At 51.9% G+C, this 16435-nt stretch carries 15 protein-coding genes and 1 tRNA gene; 12 read left to right on the forward strand and 4 right to left on the reverse strand.

Annotated elements, in window-relative coordinates:
• Positions 1 to 39 precede the first annotated feature (39 nt).
• Entirely contained in the window at positions 40 to 573 is a 534-nt protein-coding gene (def, locus tag BKD14_RS15080; protein ID WP_075657059.1) for a peptide deformylase, read from the reverse strand.
• Between the two features lie 178 nt (positions 574 to 751).
• On the opposite strand from def, the gene rmuC reads away from it, so the two are divergent.
• Positions 752 to 1978, forward strand: a complete 1227-nt coding sequence (gene rmuC / locus BKD14_RS15085) for a DNA recombination protein RmuC (RefSeq protein WP_083647191.1) — start codon at positions 752 to 754, stop codon at positions 1976 to 1978.
• Positions 1979 to 2328: 350 nt separating this feature from the next.
• Here the strand turns inward: rmuC and BKD14_RS15090 are convergent, their stop codons facing one another.
• Together BKD14_RS15090 and lepA are read right to left on the reverse strand one after the other, a co-directional pair.
• The gene (locus tag BKD14_RS15090) at positions 2329 to 2580 is read right to left on the reverse strand and encodes a SelT/SelW/SelH family protein (RefSeq protein ID WP_075657060.1); all 252 of its coding nucleotides are present in this window, start codon (positions 2578 to 2580) and stop codon (positions 2329 to 2331) included.
• Between the two features lie 170 nt (positions 2581 to 2750).
• On the reverse strand, positions 2751 to 4559 hold the full coding sequence (gene lepA / locus BKD14_RS15095; protein WP_022712466.1) for a translation elongation factor 4: 1809 nt from the start codon (positions 4557 to 4559) through the stop codon (positions 2751 to 2753).
• Between the two features lie 261 nt (positions 4560 to 4820).
• On the opposite strand from lepA, the gene BKD14_RS15100 reads away from it, so the two are divergent.
• Complete coding sequence (locus BKD14_RS15100) at positions 4821 to 5810, forward strand: complex I NDUFA9 subunit family protein (RefSeq protein ID WP_075657061.1); 990 nt, start codon at positions 4821 to 4823, stop codon at positions 5808 to 5810.
• 66 nt (positions 5811 to 5876) lie between these two features.
• Here BKD14_RS15100 and BKD14_RS15105 read toward each other — a convergent pair whose 3' ends face one another.
• A complete protein-coding gene (locus BKD14_RS15105) occupies positions 5877 to 6683 on the reverse strand; it encodes an undecaprenyl-diphosphate phosphatase (protein WP_022712464.1) in 807 nt (268 codons plus the stop codon).
• Between the two features lie 452 nt (positions 6684 to 7135).
• Between BKD14_RS15105 and BKD14_RS15110 the strand changes: the two genes are divergently transcribed.
• The 10 genes from BKD14_RS15110 (at position 7136) to BKD14_RS15155 (ending at position 16358) form a co-directional block, all read left to right on the forward strand.
• Positions 7136 to 7828, forward strand: coding sequence for a glutathione S-transferase family protein (locus BKD14_RS15110; RefSeq protein WP_075657062.1), 693 nt, complete (start codon positions 7136 to 7138; stop codon positions 7826 to 7828).
• Positions 7809 to 9008 carry a tRNA epoxyqueuosine(34) reductase QueG gene (gene queG, locus BKD14_RS15115; protein ID WP_075657063.1) on the forward strand — a complete coding sequence of 400 codons (1200 nt, stop codon included), beginning with the start codon at positions 7809 to 7811 and terminating at the stop codon, positions 9006 to 9008. Before BKD14_RS15110 ends, queG begins: the two co-directional genes overlap by 20 nt.
• Positions 9008 to 9919 carry an NAD-dependent epimerase/dehydratase family protein gene (locus BKD14_RS15120; protein ID WP_075657064.1) on the forward strand — a complete coding sequence of 304 codons (912 nt, stop codon included), beginning with the start codon at positions 9008 to 9010 and terminating at the stop codon, positions 9917 to 9919. Before queG ends, BKD14_RS15120 begins: the two co-directional genes overlap by 1 nt.
• Before the next feature lie 92 nt (positions 9920 to 10011).
• Positions 10012 to 11022 carry a penicillin-insensitive murein endopeptidase gene (mepA, locus tag BKD14_RS15125; RefSeq protein ID WP_075657065.1) on the forward strand — a complete coding sequence of 337 codons (1011 nt, stop codon included), beginning with the start codon at positions 10012 to 10014 and terminating at the stop codon, positions 11020 to 11022.
• A 152-nt stretch (positions 11023 to 11174) separates the two neighbouring features.
• Complete coding sequence (locus BKD14_RS15130; RefSeq protein WP_022712457.1) at positions 11175 to 12188, forward strand: glucokinase; 1014 nt, start codon at positions 11175 to 11177, stop codon at positions 12186 to 12188.
• Positions 12189 to 12415: 227 nt separating this feature from the next.
• A complete protein-coding gene (locus tag BKD14_RS15135) occupies positions 12416 to 14224 on the forward strand; it encodes an ABC transporter ATP-binding protein (protein WP_075657066.1) in 1809 nt (602 codons plus the stop codon).
• 3 nt (positions 14225 to 14227) lie between these two features.
• On the forward strand, positions 14228 to 15070 hold the full coding sequence (gene dapB, locus BKD14_RS15140) for a 4-hydroxy-tetrahydrodipicolinate reductase (protein ID WP_075657067.1): 843 nt from the start codon (positions 14228 to 14230) through the stop codon (positions 15068 to 15070).
• 38 nt (positions 15071 to 15108) lie between these two features.
• A complete protein-coding gene (locus tag BKD14_RS15145) occupies positions 15109 to 15729 on the forward strand; it encodes a 2,3-bisphosphoglycerate-dependent phosphoglycerate mutase (RefSeq protein ID WP_022712454.1) in 621 nt (206 codons plus the stop codon).
• 224 nt (positions 15730 to 15953) lie between these two features.
• Positions 15954 to 16040, forward strand: a tRNA-Leu gene (locus tag BKD14_RS15150).
• Between the two features lie 108 nt (positions 16041 to 16148).
• Complete coding sequence (locus BKD14_RS15155; protein WP_075657068.1) at positions 16149 to 16358, forward strand: hypothetical protein; 210 nt, start codon at positions 16149 to 16151, stop codon at positions 16356 to 16358.
• Positions 16359 to 16435 lie beyond the last annotated feature (77 nt).

Genomic DNA, 16435 nt, shown 5'->3' on the forward strand with positions numbered 1-16435 from the left:
ACCTACACTCTCTGACCTGACCGTAATTCAGCTTGTATTTCAGATTTTTTTACCTGAAGCCGGCACATGGGTCTTGGCCAGTTTTTTGAATTTCTTGATCACCATATCCCGCTTGAGCTTGGAAATATGGTCGATAAAAAGCACGCCATCCAGATGGTCAATCTCATGCTGCAGACAGGTAGCCATCAGGCCCTCTGCTTTGATTTCCTGCGGTTTACCGTCCAGATCCTGATAGGTCACGCGCACACTCGCAGGGCGTTCCACTTCCGCATAATAATCAGGGATCGAGAGGCAACCCTCTTCATAGCTGCTCGGCTCATCCGAGCGCTCAACAATCACCGGATTGATAAAAACATGCGGCGCAGGGGCGTCGCCCTCTTTTGCCAAATCAATCACCACCATACGGATCGGCTCAGCCACCTGAATTGCAGCCAGACCAATACCCGGCGCATCATACATCGTGGCAAACATATCATCAGAAAATTTACGCAAATCCGCATCGAAACGCTCAACGGGTTTGGAAACCTGACGCAAGACCGGATCAGGAATAAAAATAATCGGCTTAATGGTCATCACAGTGATCCGGTGTTGCAAATGATTGAAAATATCTGACACCCGCGCAGGCAGGCACAATCGGAATGATGTCCGATCTAATCTCTCAGCACTCCGCCGTCAATAAATTACATGAGATGAATAAAAATTTGTTCACGTTTTATTCTTATATTTGCCGCGAATCGTGTAATCTTTATCTATGGAAACATTATCTGCTTCAGAAATACCGGCATCCTTTGCAGGTGCTCTCGGCCTCAGCCCCGCTCAGCTTTTGCTGGCGGCGGGCGGTTTTGTACTGCTCATCATCCTCCTGCTGTTCTGGCTGTCCGGCCGTAACAGCAGAACGATGTTGCATGCACAATTCCAGTCGGAAGAGCGGGCGCGCGAGGCAGAAATGCAAATGCAGTCGATCCTGAAAAGTCAGGCAGAGATGCAGGGCCGGATGCAGACAATGGCTGAACTTTTCGGCGCCAGACAGGCAGAACTCAACAAATCCATCCGCGACCGGCTCGACGGCATGACCAGTCATCTTGGCCGCAGCATCAATGAACAGACCCGTTCAACTCATGAAAACTTAAGCAAGTTGCAGGAGCGGCTGGCGGTGATCGACACCGCCCAGAACAATATCCAGTCTCTCGCCGGTCAGGTAGTGCAGTTGCAGGCCATCCTCGCCAATAAACAAACACGCGGCGCTTTCGGCCAGTCGCGGATGGAAGCAATCATTGCCGACGGTCTGCCAATGGGTGCCTATGAATTTCAGGCTACACTCTCCAATGGCATGCGCCCTGATTGTCTGGTGCGGATGCCCAACGGCACAGCCTCACTGGTGGTCGATGCCAAATTCCCGCTGGAAAGCTGGAATGCATTGAAGGCCTCTGAGACACCGGAAGCCAAACGTCATTATGAGCAGCTTTTTCGCCGTGATATAGAAGTTCATATCCGCGATATTGCCGCCAAATATTTCATCAGCGGAGAAACACAGGATACGGCTTTTCTGTTTGTGCCGTCAGAATCGATCTTTGCGGAAATTCACGAAAATTTTGAGGTGATTATTCAGCGGGCACATCGTTCCCGCGTCGTTATCGTCTCGCCTTCCCTGCTGATGCTCTCCATTCAGGTCATCCAGTCTGTGCTCAAAGATGCGCGGATGCGGGAACAGGCGCATCTCATTCAGGGAGAAGTTGTGCGGCTGATGGATGATGTATCGCGCCTTGATGAGCGTGTGCGCAAATTACAAACGCATTTTTCTCAGGCCAGCCGCGACATTGACGATATTCTGATTTCATCTTCCAAAGTCACCCGCCGCGGCGCGAAGATTGAGGCATTGGAACTGGGCGATAATCCGGATAATCACGAGCAGAAAAAAGCGCCTCAGCAACAGTCTTTACCGCAGAACGGTGCCCCTTCTGCACCACGCTTTTTATAGGGGGCAATCTCGCGGAATCTATCTCTGAAAACGGGATTATAAACCTTTGCAAAACAGATCATAACACCAGTTCACCGCCTGCTAAAACCTTATTTTATGCAATAAAATTAACTATTTAAGCTATCTGCGCCATAATAAATAAAGACGAAACCGGCAATCCGCGCCTGTTCAGTTCACATATATCCGCCTCGAAACCGGAAAGCCGCAGCGGAATCTCTGCCTCACATTATGCCCGCAACACTTTGCCCGCCAAATAAAAAAGCCGGACGCACGCGGCATCCGGCTTTCATTTTTACGATAAAAATCAAATATTTACATCTTTATTTCTTACTATAAAGGCCAGAGCCTGATCAACCCTTCATTGTCTCACGAATACGGGCAACCAGCGCATCACTTTCCGGAAAGCCGTTTTCGCTCTTGCGATCCCAGACCACCTTATCATTCAGGCGAATGATGTAATTGCCGTCGCCACCCGGAATAAGTGCGATCTCACCGACTTCATCACCGAATGCCTGCAACAATTCCTGAGCCGCCCATGCAGCACGGAGCATCCAGTTACACTGGATACAATATTCAATGGTAATACGTGGTTTAGCAGTCATATCGAAATATCCTATATTAAGTAGAGCTTTCCCGTTCATATTGAATCGTTAGAACCACTCTACTCTTTTGTTTTACGCATTTTCCTACGCAAAACCGGTTCCCACTTTTGCTGGAAATGCTCTAAAACAAACCCGCCTGAAGGCGGGTCTGCTCGAAATCTCTGAAGTGATTATTCATCACCCATTTTAAGCGCCTGAATAAAGGCTTCCTGCGGAATTTCCACCTTACCGAACTGACGCATGCGCTTTTTACCTTCCTTCTGCTTTTCCAGAAGTTTGCGCTTACGCGAAACGTCACCACCGTAACATTTCGCCGTCACGTCCTTGCGCAGAGCCGAGATCGTCTCACGCGCAACAATACGTCCGCCAATTGCCGCCTGAATCGGAATTTTGAACATATGCTGCGGGATCAGGTCTTTCAGCTTCTCACACAGCACGCGGCCACGTTTTTCAGCGGCAGAACGGTGTACCAGCATGGAGAGCGCATCAACCGGCTCGTCATTGACGAGGATCGACATCTTCACCAGATCACCTTCTTTATATTCCGACAGATTATAATCGAAAGATGCATAACCTTTGGAAATCGACTTCAGGCGATCGTAGAAATCGAACACCACTTCGTTGAGCGGCAGTTCATAGGTCACCATCGCACGCGGGCCGACATAAGACAGATCGACCTGAATACCGCGGCGTTCCTGACAGAGTTTCAGGATCGAACCGAGATAATCATCCGGCGTCAGAATCGTCGCTTTAATCCACGGCTCTTCAATGGACGTGATTTTCACCACATCCGGCATATCCGCCGGATTGTGCAGCTCCTTCACCGAACCATCGAGCATATTCATGCGATAGACAACGGAAGGTGCGGTAGCGATCAGATCAAGATCAAATTCGCGGGAAAGACGTTCCTGAATGATTTCAAGATGCAACAGCCCGAGGAAACCGCAACGGAAACCAAAGCCCAGAGCAGCCGATGTTTCCATTTCAAAGGAGAAGCTCGCATCATTGAGACGCAGCTTACCCATGGCAGCACGCAAATCTTCAAAATCAGCCGCATCTACAGGGAACAGACCGCAGAAAACCACCGGCTGCGCAGGTTTGAAACCCGGCAGCATGGTTGTTGTCGGACGCTTATCCTCGGTGATCGTATCACCGACGCGGGTATCTGCCACTTCCTTGATCGAAGCAGTGATAAAGCCAAGCTCACCCGGCCCCAGATCTTCAACAGCCACCATTTTCGGTGTGAATACGCCAACGCGTTCCACCGGATATTTGGCACCTGTGCCCATCATGCGGATGGTCTGGCCTTTTTTCAGCACACCGTCGATGATGCGAACCAGCACGATCACGCCTAGATAGGTGTCATACCAGCTATCCACCAGCATGGCTTTGAGCGGTGCATCACGGTCGCCTTCTTTTGGCGGCGGCAGGCGCTCAACAATCGCTTCCAGCACATCCGGAATACCCAGACCGCTTTTCGCGGAGATTTCCACAGCATCCGATGCATCGATACCGATCACATCTTCAACCTGTTCTTTCACGCGCTCAGGATCAGCCGCAGGCAGATCAATCTTGTTCAGCACAACAACCAGATCATGATTATTGTCGATCGCCTGATAAACATTGGCCAGCGTCTGCGCTTCCACGCCCTGAGAAGCATCTACCACCAGCAGCGAACCTTCACAGGCCGCCAGCGAGCGGGAAACTTCATAGGCAAAGTCAACGTGCCCCGGGGTGTCGATCAGGTTGAGAACATAGTCCTCACCGTTTTTCGCACGATAATTCAGGCGAACGGTCTGCGCCTTGATCGTGATGCCGCGCTCGCGCTCGATATCCATCGAGTCGAGCACCTGCTCTTTCATTTCACGATTATCAAGGCCGCCGGTTGCTTGAATCAAACGGTCGGCAAGTGTCGACTTCCCATGATCAATATGGGCGACGATGGAAAAATTCCGGATATGGTCAAGTGGTGTGCTCATGCGCGCGATTTAGCAGCAGATTTGCGCAAAGGCAAAGGGGATTCATGCAAATCGGGGCAAAACAAAGCTTAAAGTGTAATCTTTCGGGGTATGGTGCATTATGTCCCCTTTGCGAAACGGCAAAAAACCAGTAAAGCGTGACCCCAAAGCTGGCAGAACGCGCAAGACATCGCGGGGCAGCACTGGAAAGTTCACTGCATAGAGATGGACACATCGCTAGCAGTTATCATGCCGCAATAGGACCGGCGCAGGAGACAGGTCATGGACACGCAAACGCTTAATCACCGCACAACACCAAAGCTGGTTACAGTTTTCGGTGGTTCAGGTTTTGTAGGGCGTCATGTTGTTGATGCACTGGCACGGCGCGGTTACCGTGTGCGCGTTGCCGTGCGCAAACCGGAAGTTGCTTGTTACATGCAGCCGCTTGGCAATATCGGTCAGATCCAGCTGGTTCAGGCCAATATCCGCCATCGCTGGTCAATTGAACGTGCCGTCAAAGGCGCGGATTATGTTGTTAATCTGGTTGGTATTCTGGCTGAAGGCGGCAAACAGCGTTTCAACACTGTTCATGCCATCGGTGCAAAACATGTGGCTGAGGTTGCTGCCGCTGCCGGTCTGCCACTGCTGCATATGTCGGCACTCGGAGCAGATCTGAAAAGTGCATCCGAATATGCCCGCACCAAAGCCGAAGCAGAACGTCAGGTACTGAGCGTAAAGCCGGATGCAGTTATTCTGCGCCCGAGCGTGATTTTCGGCCCTGAAGACCAGTTCTTCAACAAATTCGCCAGCATGTCCCGTTTCTCTCCGTTCATGCCTCTGATCGGCGGCGGCAAGACCCAGTTCCAGCCGGTTTATGTCGGCGACGTGGCAGAAGTCATTGCCCGTGCAGTTGAAGGCAAATTGCAGGCAGGCAAAGCCTATGAGCTGGGTGGTGCGGAAGTGCTGACCCTGCGTCGTTGTATGGAAATTTCGCTGGAAGTGATCGGCCGCAAGCGCGCTTTCATCAACCTGCCTTGGTGGGTTGCCAGTCTGCAGGGCAAAATTCTCGGCCTGCTGCCAAACCCGCCGCTGACCAGCGACCATGTTAAATTGCTGAAGAGCAATAATGTGGTTTCACAGGAAGCTGCAGATGCCGATCTGACACTGGAAGGTCTGGGCATCAAGCCGCAGGCAATTGATGCAATCCTGCCATCCTATCTCTGGCGCTACCGTGTGCTGGGTCAGTATGACAAGGCAAGCCTTGCCCGCTAAGCCATTCATAAATTGAATAAAATAAAGGCCCCTCGCGGGGCCTTTTCTGTTTCTGATATTTGAAGTTTAACCCCAGACCATCAACGCGGCCAAACCGGCAGAGCCGACGATCAGTCGCCACCAGGCAAATAATGCAAAACCGTGACGGGATACATAATCCAGCAAATAACGCACAACAATCACACCGGAGATGAAAGCCGCAACAAAGCCGATACCAATCTGCGCCATATCATTAGTCGAAAGCAGCGCATGATTTTTATAAAGATCATAGGCAAAGGCACCGGCCATTGTCGGCATTGCCAGAAAGAAAGAAAATTCCGCTGCGGAACGCTTATCCGAGCCCATCAACAAAGCACCGACAATGGTCGAACCGGAGCGGGACACCCCCGGAATCATTGCCAGACACTGCACAAGACCGATCATGAAGCACATTTTCAGCGGATATTGCGTCACATCATTATAGCGCGGACGCAGCGGCAGACGATCCACCCACAGAAGAACAAACCCGCCGACAATCAGCATCGAACAGACCAGCACCGGCGTTTCAAACAAAACCTGCTTGATATAGCTATGTGCCATTGCGCCGATCACGGCCGCCGGTAAAAAGGCCAATATGATTCCGGTTGCGAAGCGCCTTGCACCCGCATCCCGAGGCAGATCAGTCAGCAGCTTCCACAAACGTCCGAAATACACACTTAAGATTGCGAGAATAGCTCCAAGCTGAATCAGCACCTCAAAAGTGCGGCCGGTTGATTCAAAGCCAAGAAAATGTCCTGCCAGCAAAAGATGGCCTGTAGACGAAACCGGCAGAAACTCGGTCAGACCTTCCAGAAGACCGAGAATCGCAGCCTCGAATATTGCCCATGCGTCCATAATGCTGAATACCTTTGTCTGCGTTATATAAAAATTGCTGCCGGTTCTGACAGGCTTTAAACATCTGATTTATGCAGACATCCTGTCAGCAAGCTGAACATGAGCAGAAAAACAATCGCCCTGCCTTAAATTCAGCCTGTTGAAATGTTTTTACTCAAAATGCAATGCATCTTTATGTAACTCACCCGTCCTAACCAATTATTTATAGGAAGCCTGTATAATTACGCAAAATGCTCTACAACCGCATTTTTATTGCGTCTGATGTTTTAATCTAACCCCTCATCTGCCGCTCAGGCTTAACCCTCTGCCGGACCGGAACCTTCTGTAAGGTCTGACTCTTTTGCAGATCGGCTACAAGCTGGCAGATTATTCAGTCCGATTACCGGCTCACCGGTGGCAATGTCCCAGACCATGCCGCTTCCAAGCCACACCTGAAAGTACTATCGAACCACATGCTCACGCTGTTTCACCATCCGATGTCTACAACCTCCCGTTATGTCCGTCTGATTCTCAATGAATATGGCGTGGAAGCGGAAATGATTGAGGAACGTCCGTGGTCACGCAGAAAAGAGTTTCTGGCACTCAATCCTGCCGGAACTTTGCCGGTTTTGCTGGCCGAAAATGACTGGCCGGTTGTCGGTGCCACAGTGATTGCCGAATATATGGATGAAACCCGAGGCGCACTGAAGCGCAATCGCCGTCTGCTGCCGGAAACCCCGATGGAGCGCGCTGAAGTGCGCCGTCTCGTCGACTGGTTTTTGATTAAATTTGAAAATGAAGTCACCCGTCATCTTGCCCGTGAACGCGTGTTCAAATTGCAGATGTCGCAGGAAATGGGCTCATCCGCGCCGGATTCCACAGCAATCCGTGCAGCCCGTGCCAATATCCGCCAGCATCTGCGCTATACAGACTGGCTGGCCGCGACCCGCAACTGGCTGGCCGGTGATACGCCAAGCTATGCCGATATGGCAGCGGCTGCCGGTATTTCCATTCTCGATTATCTGGGGGAGATTGAGTGGGCAGAACACCGCGCTACCCGCGAATGGTATGCGCGCATGAAATCCCGTCCTTCTTTCCGTCCGCTTCTCGCTGATCGTGTGCGCGGCATTTTTCCGGCATCCCATTATGGCGACCTCGACTTCTGATCGCGCACCAAAGAAACCTCTGCCGAAAAGCGATGAGCCTCCTGCTGTCCGTCTAAAGCGCTTCTTAATGGAAGAAGCCGCAGCGGTCGGTTTTGACGTTGTGGCGATTACGACGCCGGACGCCATTCCGCAGGCACCGCAGCGGTTGCGCTATTTTCTGGATCACGGCCGCCATGGTTCCATGGAATGGCTGGAAGAAACAGCTGACAGGCGTTCGAACCCGTCTGAGCTTTGGCATGAAGTACGCTCCATCGTCATGCTGGCGATGAATTACGGCCCTGACCACGACCCGCGCACTCTGCAAAGCAAAAAAGACTGCGGGGCGATCTCGGTCTATGCGCAGAACCGCGATTATCACGATATTATCAAAGGCAAACTCAAACATATGGCCAGCCGCTTTGCGGCACGAACCGGCCATGAGGTGAAAGTCTTTGTCGATACGGCTCCGGTGATGGAAAAGCCGCTGGCAGTTTCCGCAGGTATGGGCTGGCAGGGGAAACATACCAATATGGTGAGCCGCGAATATGGCTCATGGCTGTTTCTCGGCTCGATTTTTACCACTGCGGATCTGGAACCCGATACCGCAGGTAAAGACAGTTGCGGCAAATGCCGCGCCTGTCTTGATGCCTGCCCGACAGATGCCTTTCCTGCCCCCTATCAGATTGATGCGCGGCGCTGTATTTCCTATCTCACCATCGAGAATAAAGGCCCTATCCCGCACGAATTTCGCACCATGATGGGCAACCGTATCTATGGTTGTGATGACTGTCTGTCGGCCTGTCCGTGGAACAAATTCGCGCAGATCTCCAGAGAGGCCAAATTACAGGCACGGGAGGAGCTGAAAGAACCGGCTCTTGATACTCTGCTGCAACTCGATGATCCCGCCTTCCGCTCTCTCTTCAGCGGCTCGCCGGTCAAGCGGATCGGGCGTGACCGCTTTATCCGTAACGTGCTGATTGCAGTCGGAAATTCAGATAATCCGGCCTATCTCCCAATTGTTGAGCAATTACTGAGTGATCCCGCACCGGTAACCCGCGGGGCTGCTGTCTGGGCACTATCTCAACTGGCTGATGTGCAGCAATTTCTGCATCAGAAAAACCAGCATCTTCCCCTTGAACAAGACGCGGAAGTGATCGAAGAATGGCTGACTGCCGCAGTGCAAATTGAGAGAAACAAATAATGCATATTTTTCTGTTCGGCTCCGGCTATTCCGCTCATTATTTTATCGAAGCACTCAAGCAAAATCCGGCAGCAAAAATCAGCTCAATCACCGGAACTGTCCGCCGTCCGGAACAGGCAGAAATTTTACGCAAAAACGGTATCACACCTGTTTTCTTTGATGCGGAACAAGGCCTCAGCGCAGCATTGCGCGATGAATTGCAACAGGCAACCCATATCGTCTCGTCTGTCGCGCCATTAACCGGCAGCGCGGATGAAACAGACTCGATCCTGCGGCTGATGCCGGAAGGCCTGCCCTATCACGCGCCGAATGCGCGTTTCATCAGCTATCTGTCCACCATCGGTGTTTACGGCGATTATCAGGGCGCATGGGTGGATGAAACATCGGAGTTAAAACCGCTTTCTGCCCGCTCTGCCGCCCGTGTGACCGCCGAAAAGGAATGGCTGGCGCAGGTAGAAGGCACAGATATCGCCTGTGCCATATTACGGATTGCCGGAATTTACGGCCCGTCTTTTCAGGGGCAGGCACGCAATGCTCTGGCCAATATCAAACAAGGTCGCGCCCATCGCCTGATTAAAAAAGACCATGTTTTCAACCGTATTCATGTGGAAGACATTGGCGGTGCATTGGCACATCTGGCGCTGAACAATCAGGGTGGCATTTATAATCTTGCCGATGATGAACCGGCACCGGCACATGAAATCATCTCCTATGCCGCAGAATTATTGGGTGTCACCCCGCCTCCGGCCGTCGATTATGAAACGGCTGAGCTTTCTCCGATGGCGCGCTCTTTTTATCAGGAATGCAAACGGGCTTCCAATGCCGCATTGAAAGCAACCGGCTATCAGTTGCTTTATCCGGATTATCGGACAGGGTTGAAAAAACTTCTGCAAAGCGGCGAAGGGCTCTGAACCCGCCGCGACTGTGATATTTTTACGCTTGTCAGCCAAGGCAACTCAGTCGATGCTGTCCGCGAATTTATAAATGACCGGAACCTGTTCTGATGACGTTTCGCCCCCGTATATTATCCGCATTGTTTTTAAGAGTTGGACTGGCTGTTGCCATTTCAGGCAGTGCATTATTTTCCGCACAGGCTGATGCACCGGCCAAACAGGCTTTTGGCTCGGTTAAACTACCGTCAGTCACTGCACCGGAATCCTACGGTTTCTATTCCAAAGGCTGCATCAGCGGTGCGGTTGCATTGCCGGTTGACGGGCCAAACTGGCAGGTTATGCGTCTGTCCCGCAACCGCAACTGGGGTCATCCGAACCTGATTGCGCTTCTGGAGAAACTCTCCCGCGATAGTGCTAAAACCGGCTGGAACGGCTTGCTGGTCGGGGACATTTCCCAGCCACGCGGCGGCCCTATGCTCACCGGCCATGCTTCCCATCAGGTCGGTCTGGATGCCGATATCTGGCTGACGCCGATGCCAAACCGCCGCTTCACCAATCAGGAGCGTGAGGATGTGAGCGCGGTTTCCATGCTCAAAGCAAATTCGCTCTATGTGGATCAGAACAAATGGACGCCGTCACGCACGGCACTGCTCAAGCATGCGGCCGGCTATCCGGAAGTAGAGCGGCTTTTTGTGCATCCCGGCATTAAAAAACAACTCTGTGAAACCGTAACCGGTGACCGCAGCTGGCTGGCTAAAGTGCGCCCTTACTGGGGGCACCATTATCATTTTCATGTGCGCCTGCGCTGTCAGGCCGGATCACCGGATTGCAAACCGCAGGAACCAACCGGCAAAGATGACGGTTGCGGCAAATCCCTCGACTGGTGGTTTACTGACGAGCCGTGGAAACCGGCAAAACCTGCCAAACCCGGTGAGAAACCAAAACCGCCAAAGATCATGATGGTCTCGCAACTGCCGCAGGCCTGCGCATCCCTGTTGAATGCACCGGCTCCGGCTTCTGTACAAGACGTGACTTTTGGCCTGAAGAAAGGCGGCAATGCCAGTGCCTTTGCACCGGAACAGGCACCGGCATTTGTGCCATTGCCCGCGCAGAAACCGTAATCGCAAAATCTGTCACACTATTGCGCTTTTCTTCAACCGGCGCATCCGATATAGAATTAAAACGATTTAGAGGCAGAGCAGACAGCAATCATCGCTTGGCTCTTTCTCTGCAACAATAAAACAAACATTCAGAGTGAGAAGCAGTATTAACAATGCCTAATATCGATCCGAACTTTGTTTTTCCTGTCCTTATCGGTGATATCGGCGGCACCAATGCCCGCTTTGCTATTCTGGTTGATTCCTACGCTGAGCCAAAAGAATTTCCGGTTCTGCTGACCAAAGATTTCGCAACGCTGGAAGATGCAATCCAGACTGTCGTTCTGGATCACACATCCATCCAGCCGCGCTCGGCAGTGATTGCCATTGCCGGTCCTGTCGAAGGCGATGAAATTCCGCTCACCAATTGCCAGTGGGTTGTGAAGCCGCGCCAGATGATGGAGCGCTTCAACCTGCAGGACATCACTGTCCTCAATGATTTTGAAGCACAGGCACTGGCTGTTGTCTCCCTCGACGATCACCATCTGGAAAATATCGGCGGTGCAGCCGCTCATCCTAACGGCAAACGTGTGGTTCTGGGTCCCGGCACAGGACTTGGTGTTGCAGGTCTGATCCGCTCGCGCCAGACATGGGTTCCGGTTCCGGGTGAAGGCGGCCATGTGGATTTTGGCCCGCGCTCTGAGCGTGATCTGCAGATTTTTCCGTTTATTGAAAAGATTGACGGTCGTGTTTCTGCAGAGCAGCTGCTTTGCGGACGTGGCTTGCAGCATATTTACAAGGCAATCTGTCAGGCCGATGGTGTAAAGCCGTCCCTCGTTACACCGGCTGAAATTACCGATGCGGCGCTGGACAAAAGCAATGCACAGGCTGTTGAGACTTTAGAGCTTTTCGTGATCTATCTCGGCCGTCTCGCCGGTGATCTTGCCCTGATTTTCATGGCACATGGCGGCGTTTATCTATCAGGGGGCATTCCGCAGCGCATTATTTCCGCCTTGCGCACCGGCAGTTTCCGCGCAGCTTTTGAAGATAAAGCACCGCATCAGCTGATCCTCAAATCCATTCCTGTCTATGTCATCACCCATCCGCTGGCAGCTATTGCAGGGCTTTCTGCCTATGCACGCACCCCTGCCCGTTTTGACATTCACACAGATGGCCGCCGCTGGCGCTAATTTCCAGAGCGGTTTGTATTCAGATTAGATCACGGTGTTCGCTCTGGATTCTTTAGTGGCCGCATTAACACAGCCGCCCAATAATAAGTCATAAACCTTATTGACCATGCTTTCGCGCAAAGAGCATGGTCAAATGCTTTATACAGCTTTATAGAAAAGGAATGACGACAGGCGCAACAAACCCTGCCGATGCTTACAGATAACCAGCAGCAGGATTTTCCCTGACCGTGACTTTATTTAAAAAGAAAAAAAAGATTGATCCCGCAGAGACCACACAGATGATCCGTCGTGTGCTTTCTGAAAATTTTTCCGATCATAAATTATCCTATGCCAAAGCCATTGCCGGCTCCCTGATGATTTCCGGCGCTACCGTTTTTGTCGGCTATATTATGCGCGATGTCATTAATGACATTTTCTACAAGCAGCGCGCCGATCTGATCGCCTATATTGCCGGTTCTATCCTGCTCGCTTTTGTTTTGCGCGGATTGGGCAGCTATATTCAGGCGGTACAACTGGCCAAGATCGGTAACAATCTGGCCGCGATCTATCAGAAACGTGTCTTCGCGCATCTGATGAAGCTGGGGTTGAATTTCTATAATGATCACCGCTCCGGTCATCTGGCAGCGCAGATCAATCAGAATATCGGCGGTATGCGCGATCTGATGAATATGACAATCACATCGCTGGCGCGTGATGCGGTGATGCTGGTCGGCCTGATCTGTATCATGGTCTATCAGGAACCGTATTTATCGCTTTATTCGTTGCTGATCGCACCGCCGCTGATTCTGACCGTGACCTATGTGTCACGCCGCATCCGCACGGTCACGCGCGAGGTTGTGCATCTGAACTCCCATCTGCTCGGCGCCATGCAGGAAACCACACAGGGTATCGCCATTGTGAAAGCTTTCACGATGGAAGATCAGTTGCGCGGTAAAATCAACGGGCTGATCGAACTGGCTGAAACCCGTTCCAACAAAATTGCCAGCGTTTCCGAGCGTGTAACTCCGATTTCCGAGATTCTCGCCGGTATCGCTATCGCTTCCGTCATTGCTTATGCCGGTTACCGCGCCATCGCTGAGCAGCAGCCACCCGGCACAATGTTCGCCTTCATCACTTCGATGATGCTGGCCTATGACCCTGCGCGCCGCCTTGCGCGTCTGCAGGTCAGTCTGGAACGTGCGCTCGTCAATGCCCGTATGATCTATGAAATTCTTGATCTGCAACCGGCACAAAGCGATCGCCCCGATGCTGTTGAACTAAAAGTGCAGAACGGAACTGTCCGTTTTGAAGATGTCCAATTTGCCTATCATGCGCAGGGCACACCTGAGCATCAGCAGGTTCTCAAAGGCGTCAGCTTTATCGCAAAAGCCGGAGAAACAACGGCCATTGTCGGTGCGTCCGGAGCGGGTAAGTCCACATTGATTGCGCTGATCCAGCGTTTCTATGATGTCAATGACGGGCGTATTCTCATTGACGATCAGGATATTGCCGGTGTGACTGTCAATTCACTGCGCCATTCCATCGCCTATGTTTCGCAACAGCCATACCTGTTTGAAGGCACCATTGCTGATAATATCCGCTATGGCCGCCCCGATGCGACAGAAGAAGAAATCATTGAGGCGGCGAAACTCGCCAATGCCCATGAATTCATTATCCGTCAACCGCAGGGCTATGACAGTCCTGTCGGTGAAAACGGTGTGACACTTTCCGGCGGTCAGCGCCAGCGCCTTTCCATTGCCCGTGCAATCGTGCGCAATGCACCGATCCTGCTGCTCGATGAAGCCACATCCGCCCTCGACAATGATTCTGAAAAACGGGTGCAGCAGGCTCTGGAAACCATCATGAAGGACCGCACCACGATTGTGATTGCCCATCGGCTTTCCACTGTGGTCAGTGCGGATAAAATCATCGTTATGGAAGCGGGTAATATTGTTGAAGAAGGCCGCCATACCGATCTCATCTCCATTGAGAACGGGATTTACGCCCGCTTCTACCAGCTGCAATCCGCACCTGAGAATGAAACCCTGATCGGATAAGTCATGACCTCAACTGTTTCAGCCATGCAGACTTCTTCGTCCCCGATGCGCCTTGTTGTCACCGGCGCAGGCGGGCGTATGGGAAAAGCACTCATTCGTGCCATTGCGGAAAATCCGGAGACTGTTCTTTCAGGCGCGATTGTGCGTGAAGGCTCGCCGCTGATCGGACAGGATGCCGGTGAAATAGCAGGCTGCGGTAAAAACGGTGTCCTCATCTCTGCCGATCCGCTGCCGGTTTTTGCAGAGGCGCAAGGCGTGCTGGATTTCACCACACCCGCTTCGACGCTGACCTATGCAGCACTTGCCGCGCAGGCACGCATTGTCCATGTGATCGGCACCACAGGCTGCTCAGAGGATGATGAAGAAAAGATCCGCGCCGCCGCCCGTCATGCGACAATCATCAAATCCGGCAATATGAGCCTCGGCGTCAATCTCCTGTCTGCTTTGGTGGAACAGGCCGCACGTGCGCTCAGCCCTTCCGCTTTCGATATTGAAATCTTCGAAATGCATCACAAGCATAAAGTCGATGCCCCTTCCGGCACTGCCCTGCTCCTTGGTGAAGCGGCAGCAGATGGCCGCGGCATTACACTGAAAGATCACAGTGTTCGTGTGCGCGACGGCCATACCGGCGCACGCGAAGACGGCACAATCGGTTTCGCTTCTTTGCGCGGCGGTTCTGTTGTCGGGGATCATTCTGTGATTTTTGCCGGTCTTTCAGAACGCATCACTTTATCCCATCAGGCACAGGACCGCTCCGTTTTCGCACAAGGTGCGGTAGCAGCGGCATTATGGGGGCACGGCAAAAAACCGGGTCTTTATTCAATGCGTGACGTTCTCGGCCTCTGACCCAGTTTTTATTTGTCTATCTAACCGGAGATAAACTTATGTCCCGCACCCTTGTTCTTGTCCGCCACGGCCAAAGCGAATGGAATCTGAAAAACCTGTTTACTGGCTGGCGCGATCCGTCCCTGACCGAACAGGGTCATGCAGAAGCCAAAGCCGCAGGCCAGCGCCTGAAAGATGCCGGTCTGAAATTTGATATTGCTTACACATCCGATCTGTCCCGTGCACAGATCACCTGCCAGCATATTCTCGACCAGCTTGGTCAGTCTGATTTGCAGACCATCCGCAATGTTGCGCTGAACGAGCGCGACTATGGTGATCTTTCCGGCCTCAACAAGGATGATGCCCGCGCCAAATGGGGTGAAGAACAGGTTCACGTCTGGCGCCGTTCCTATGATGTGCCGCCTCCGGGCGGTGAAAGCCTGCGCGATACCGGCGCACGCGTCTGGCCTTATTATCTGCACACAATCCAGCCGCATGTATTGCGCGGTGAAAAAGTGCTGGTTGCCGCTCACGGCAATTCCCTGCGTGCTCTGATTATGGCTCTGGAAGGCCTGACCAGCGATGAAATCATTGCGCAGGAGCTGAATACCGGCGTACCGATCATTTATGAACTGAATGCAGACAGCACGATCGCTTCCAAGAAAGTGCTGAGCGCATAATCAGAGCCATTCGCTCAGAGTGATTCAAAGCCGGATACATCCATGTGTCCGGCTTTTTTCTTTGCATAATGTGGAAAACAACACACGTCTAAGGTGTTGAAATGATTTTATTTTCCATCCTGAGACGAAAAAACAAAAAAACTTCAAAAAAATACAAATTTTCTGCAATTTTCGATGAAATGCCGTTGACATGAATCACTCTGCCCTTTAAACGGTCACTCAACGCCCAGATGGCGGAATTGGTAGACGCACCAGCTTCAGGTGCTGGCGCTCGCAAGGGCGTGGAGGTTCGAGTCCTCTTCTGGGCACCATATAAAGACTACTACCAAGGTCTTTAACAAAAACACCCGCGCAAGCGGGTTTTTTTGTATCTGCATTTCATCCGCACAATATCCCCCTCTCCTCAGCAGGAAACACGTATGGAAACTGTCGCAATTGACAATCGCAGCGAATTTGCTTTCTGGGCTATTCAGCGCGCGCAGGAAATCGTTACACAGCAAGGTGCCGCACTGGCAATGGCAGCACGCGATATGAATGAAGAAGAACTGGCCAGAACTGCAGCCGATCTCGGCTCAGCAATTTCCGACGCCTTGATTGATGTTTTCGACGGATTAATGGTTCAGGAATAATTCGGATATTTTTTATCAGATTATCCCGTTTCCTTTTTTGTAAGAGCGCACTAATATTATTGTAACATCTGCTGGCG

This window comes from Pseudochrobactrum sp. B5 (genome assembly GCF_001939785.1).
GTDB classification, from domain to species: Bacteria; Pseudomonadota; Alphaproteobacteria; order Rhizobiales; family Rhizobiaceae; genus Pseudochrobactrum; species Pseudochrobactrum saccharolyticum.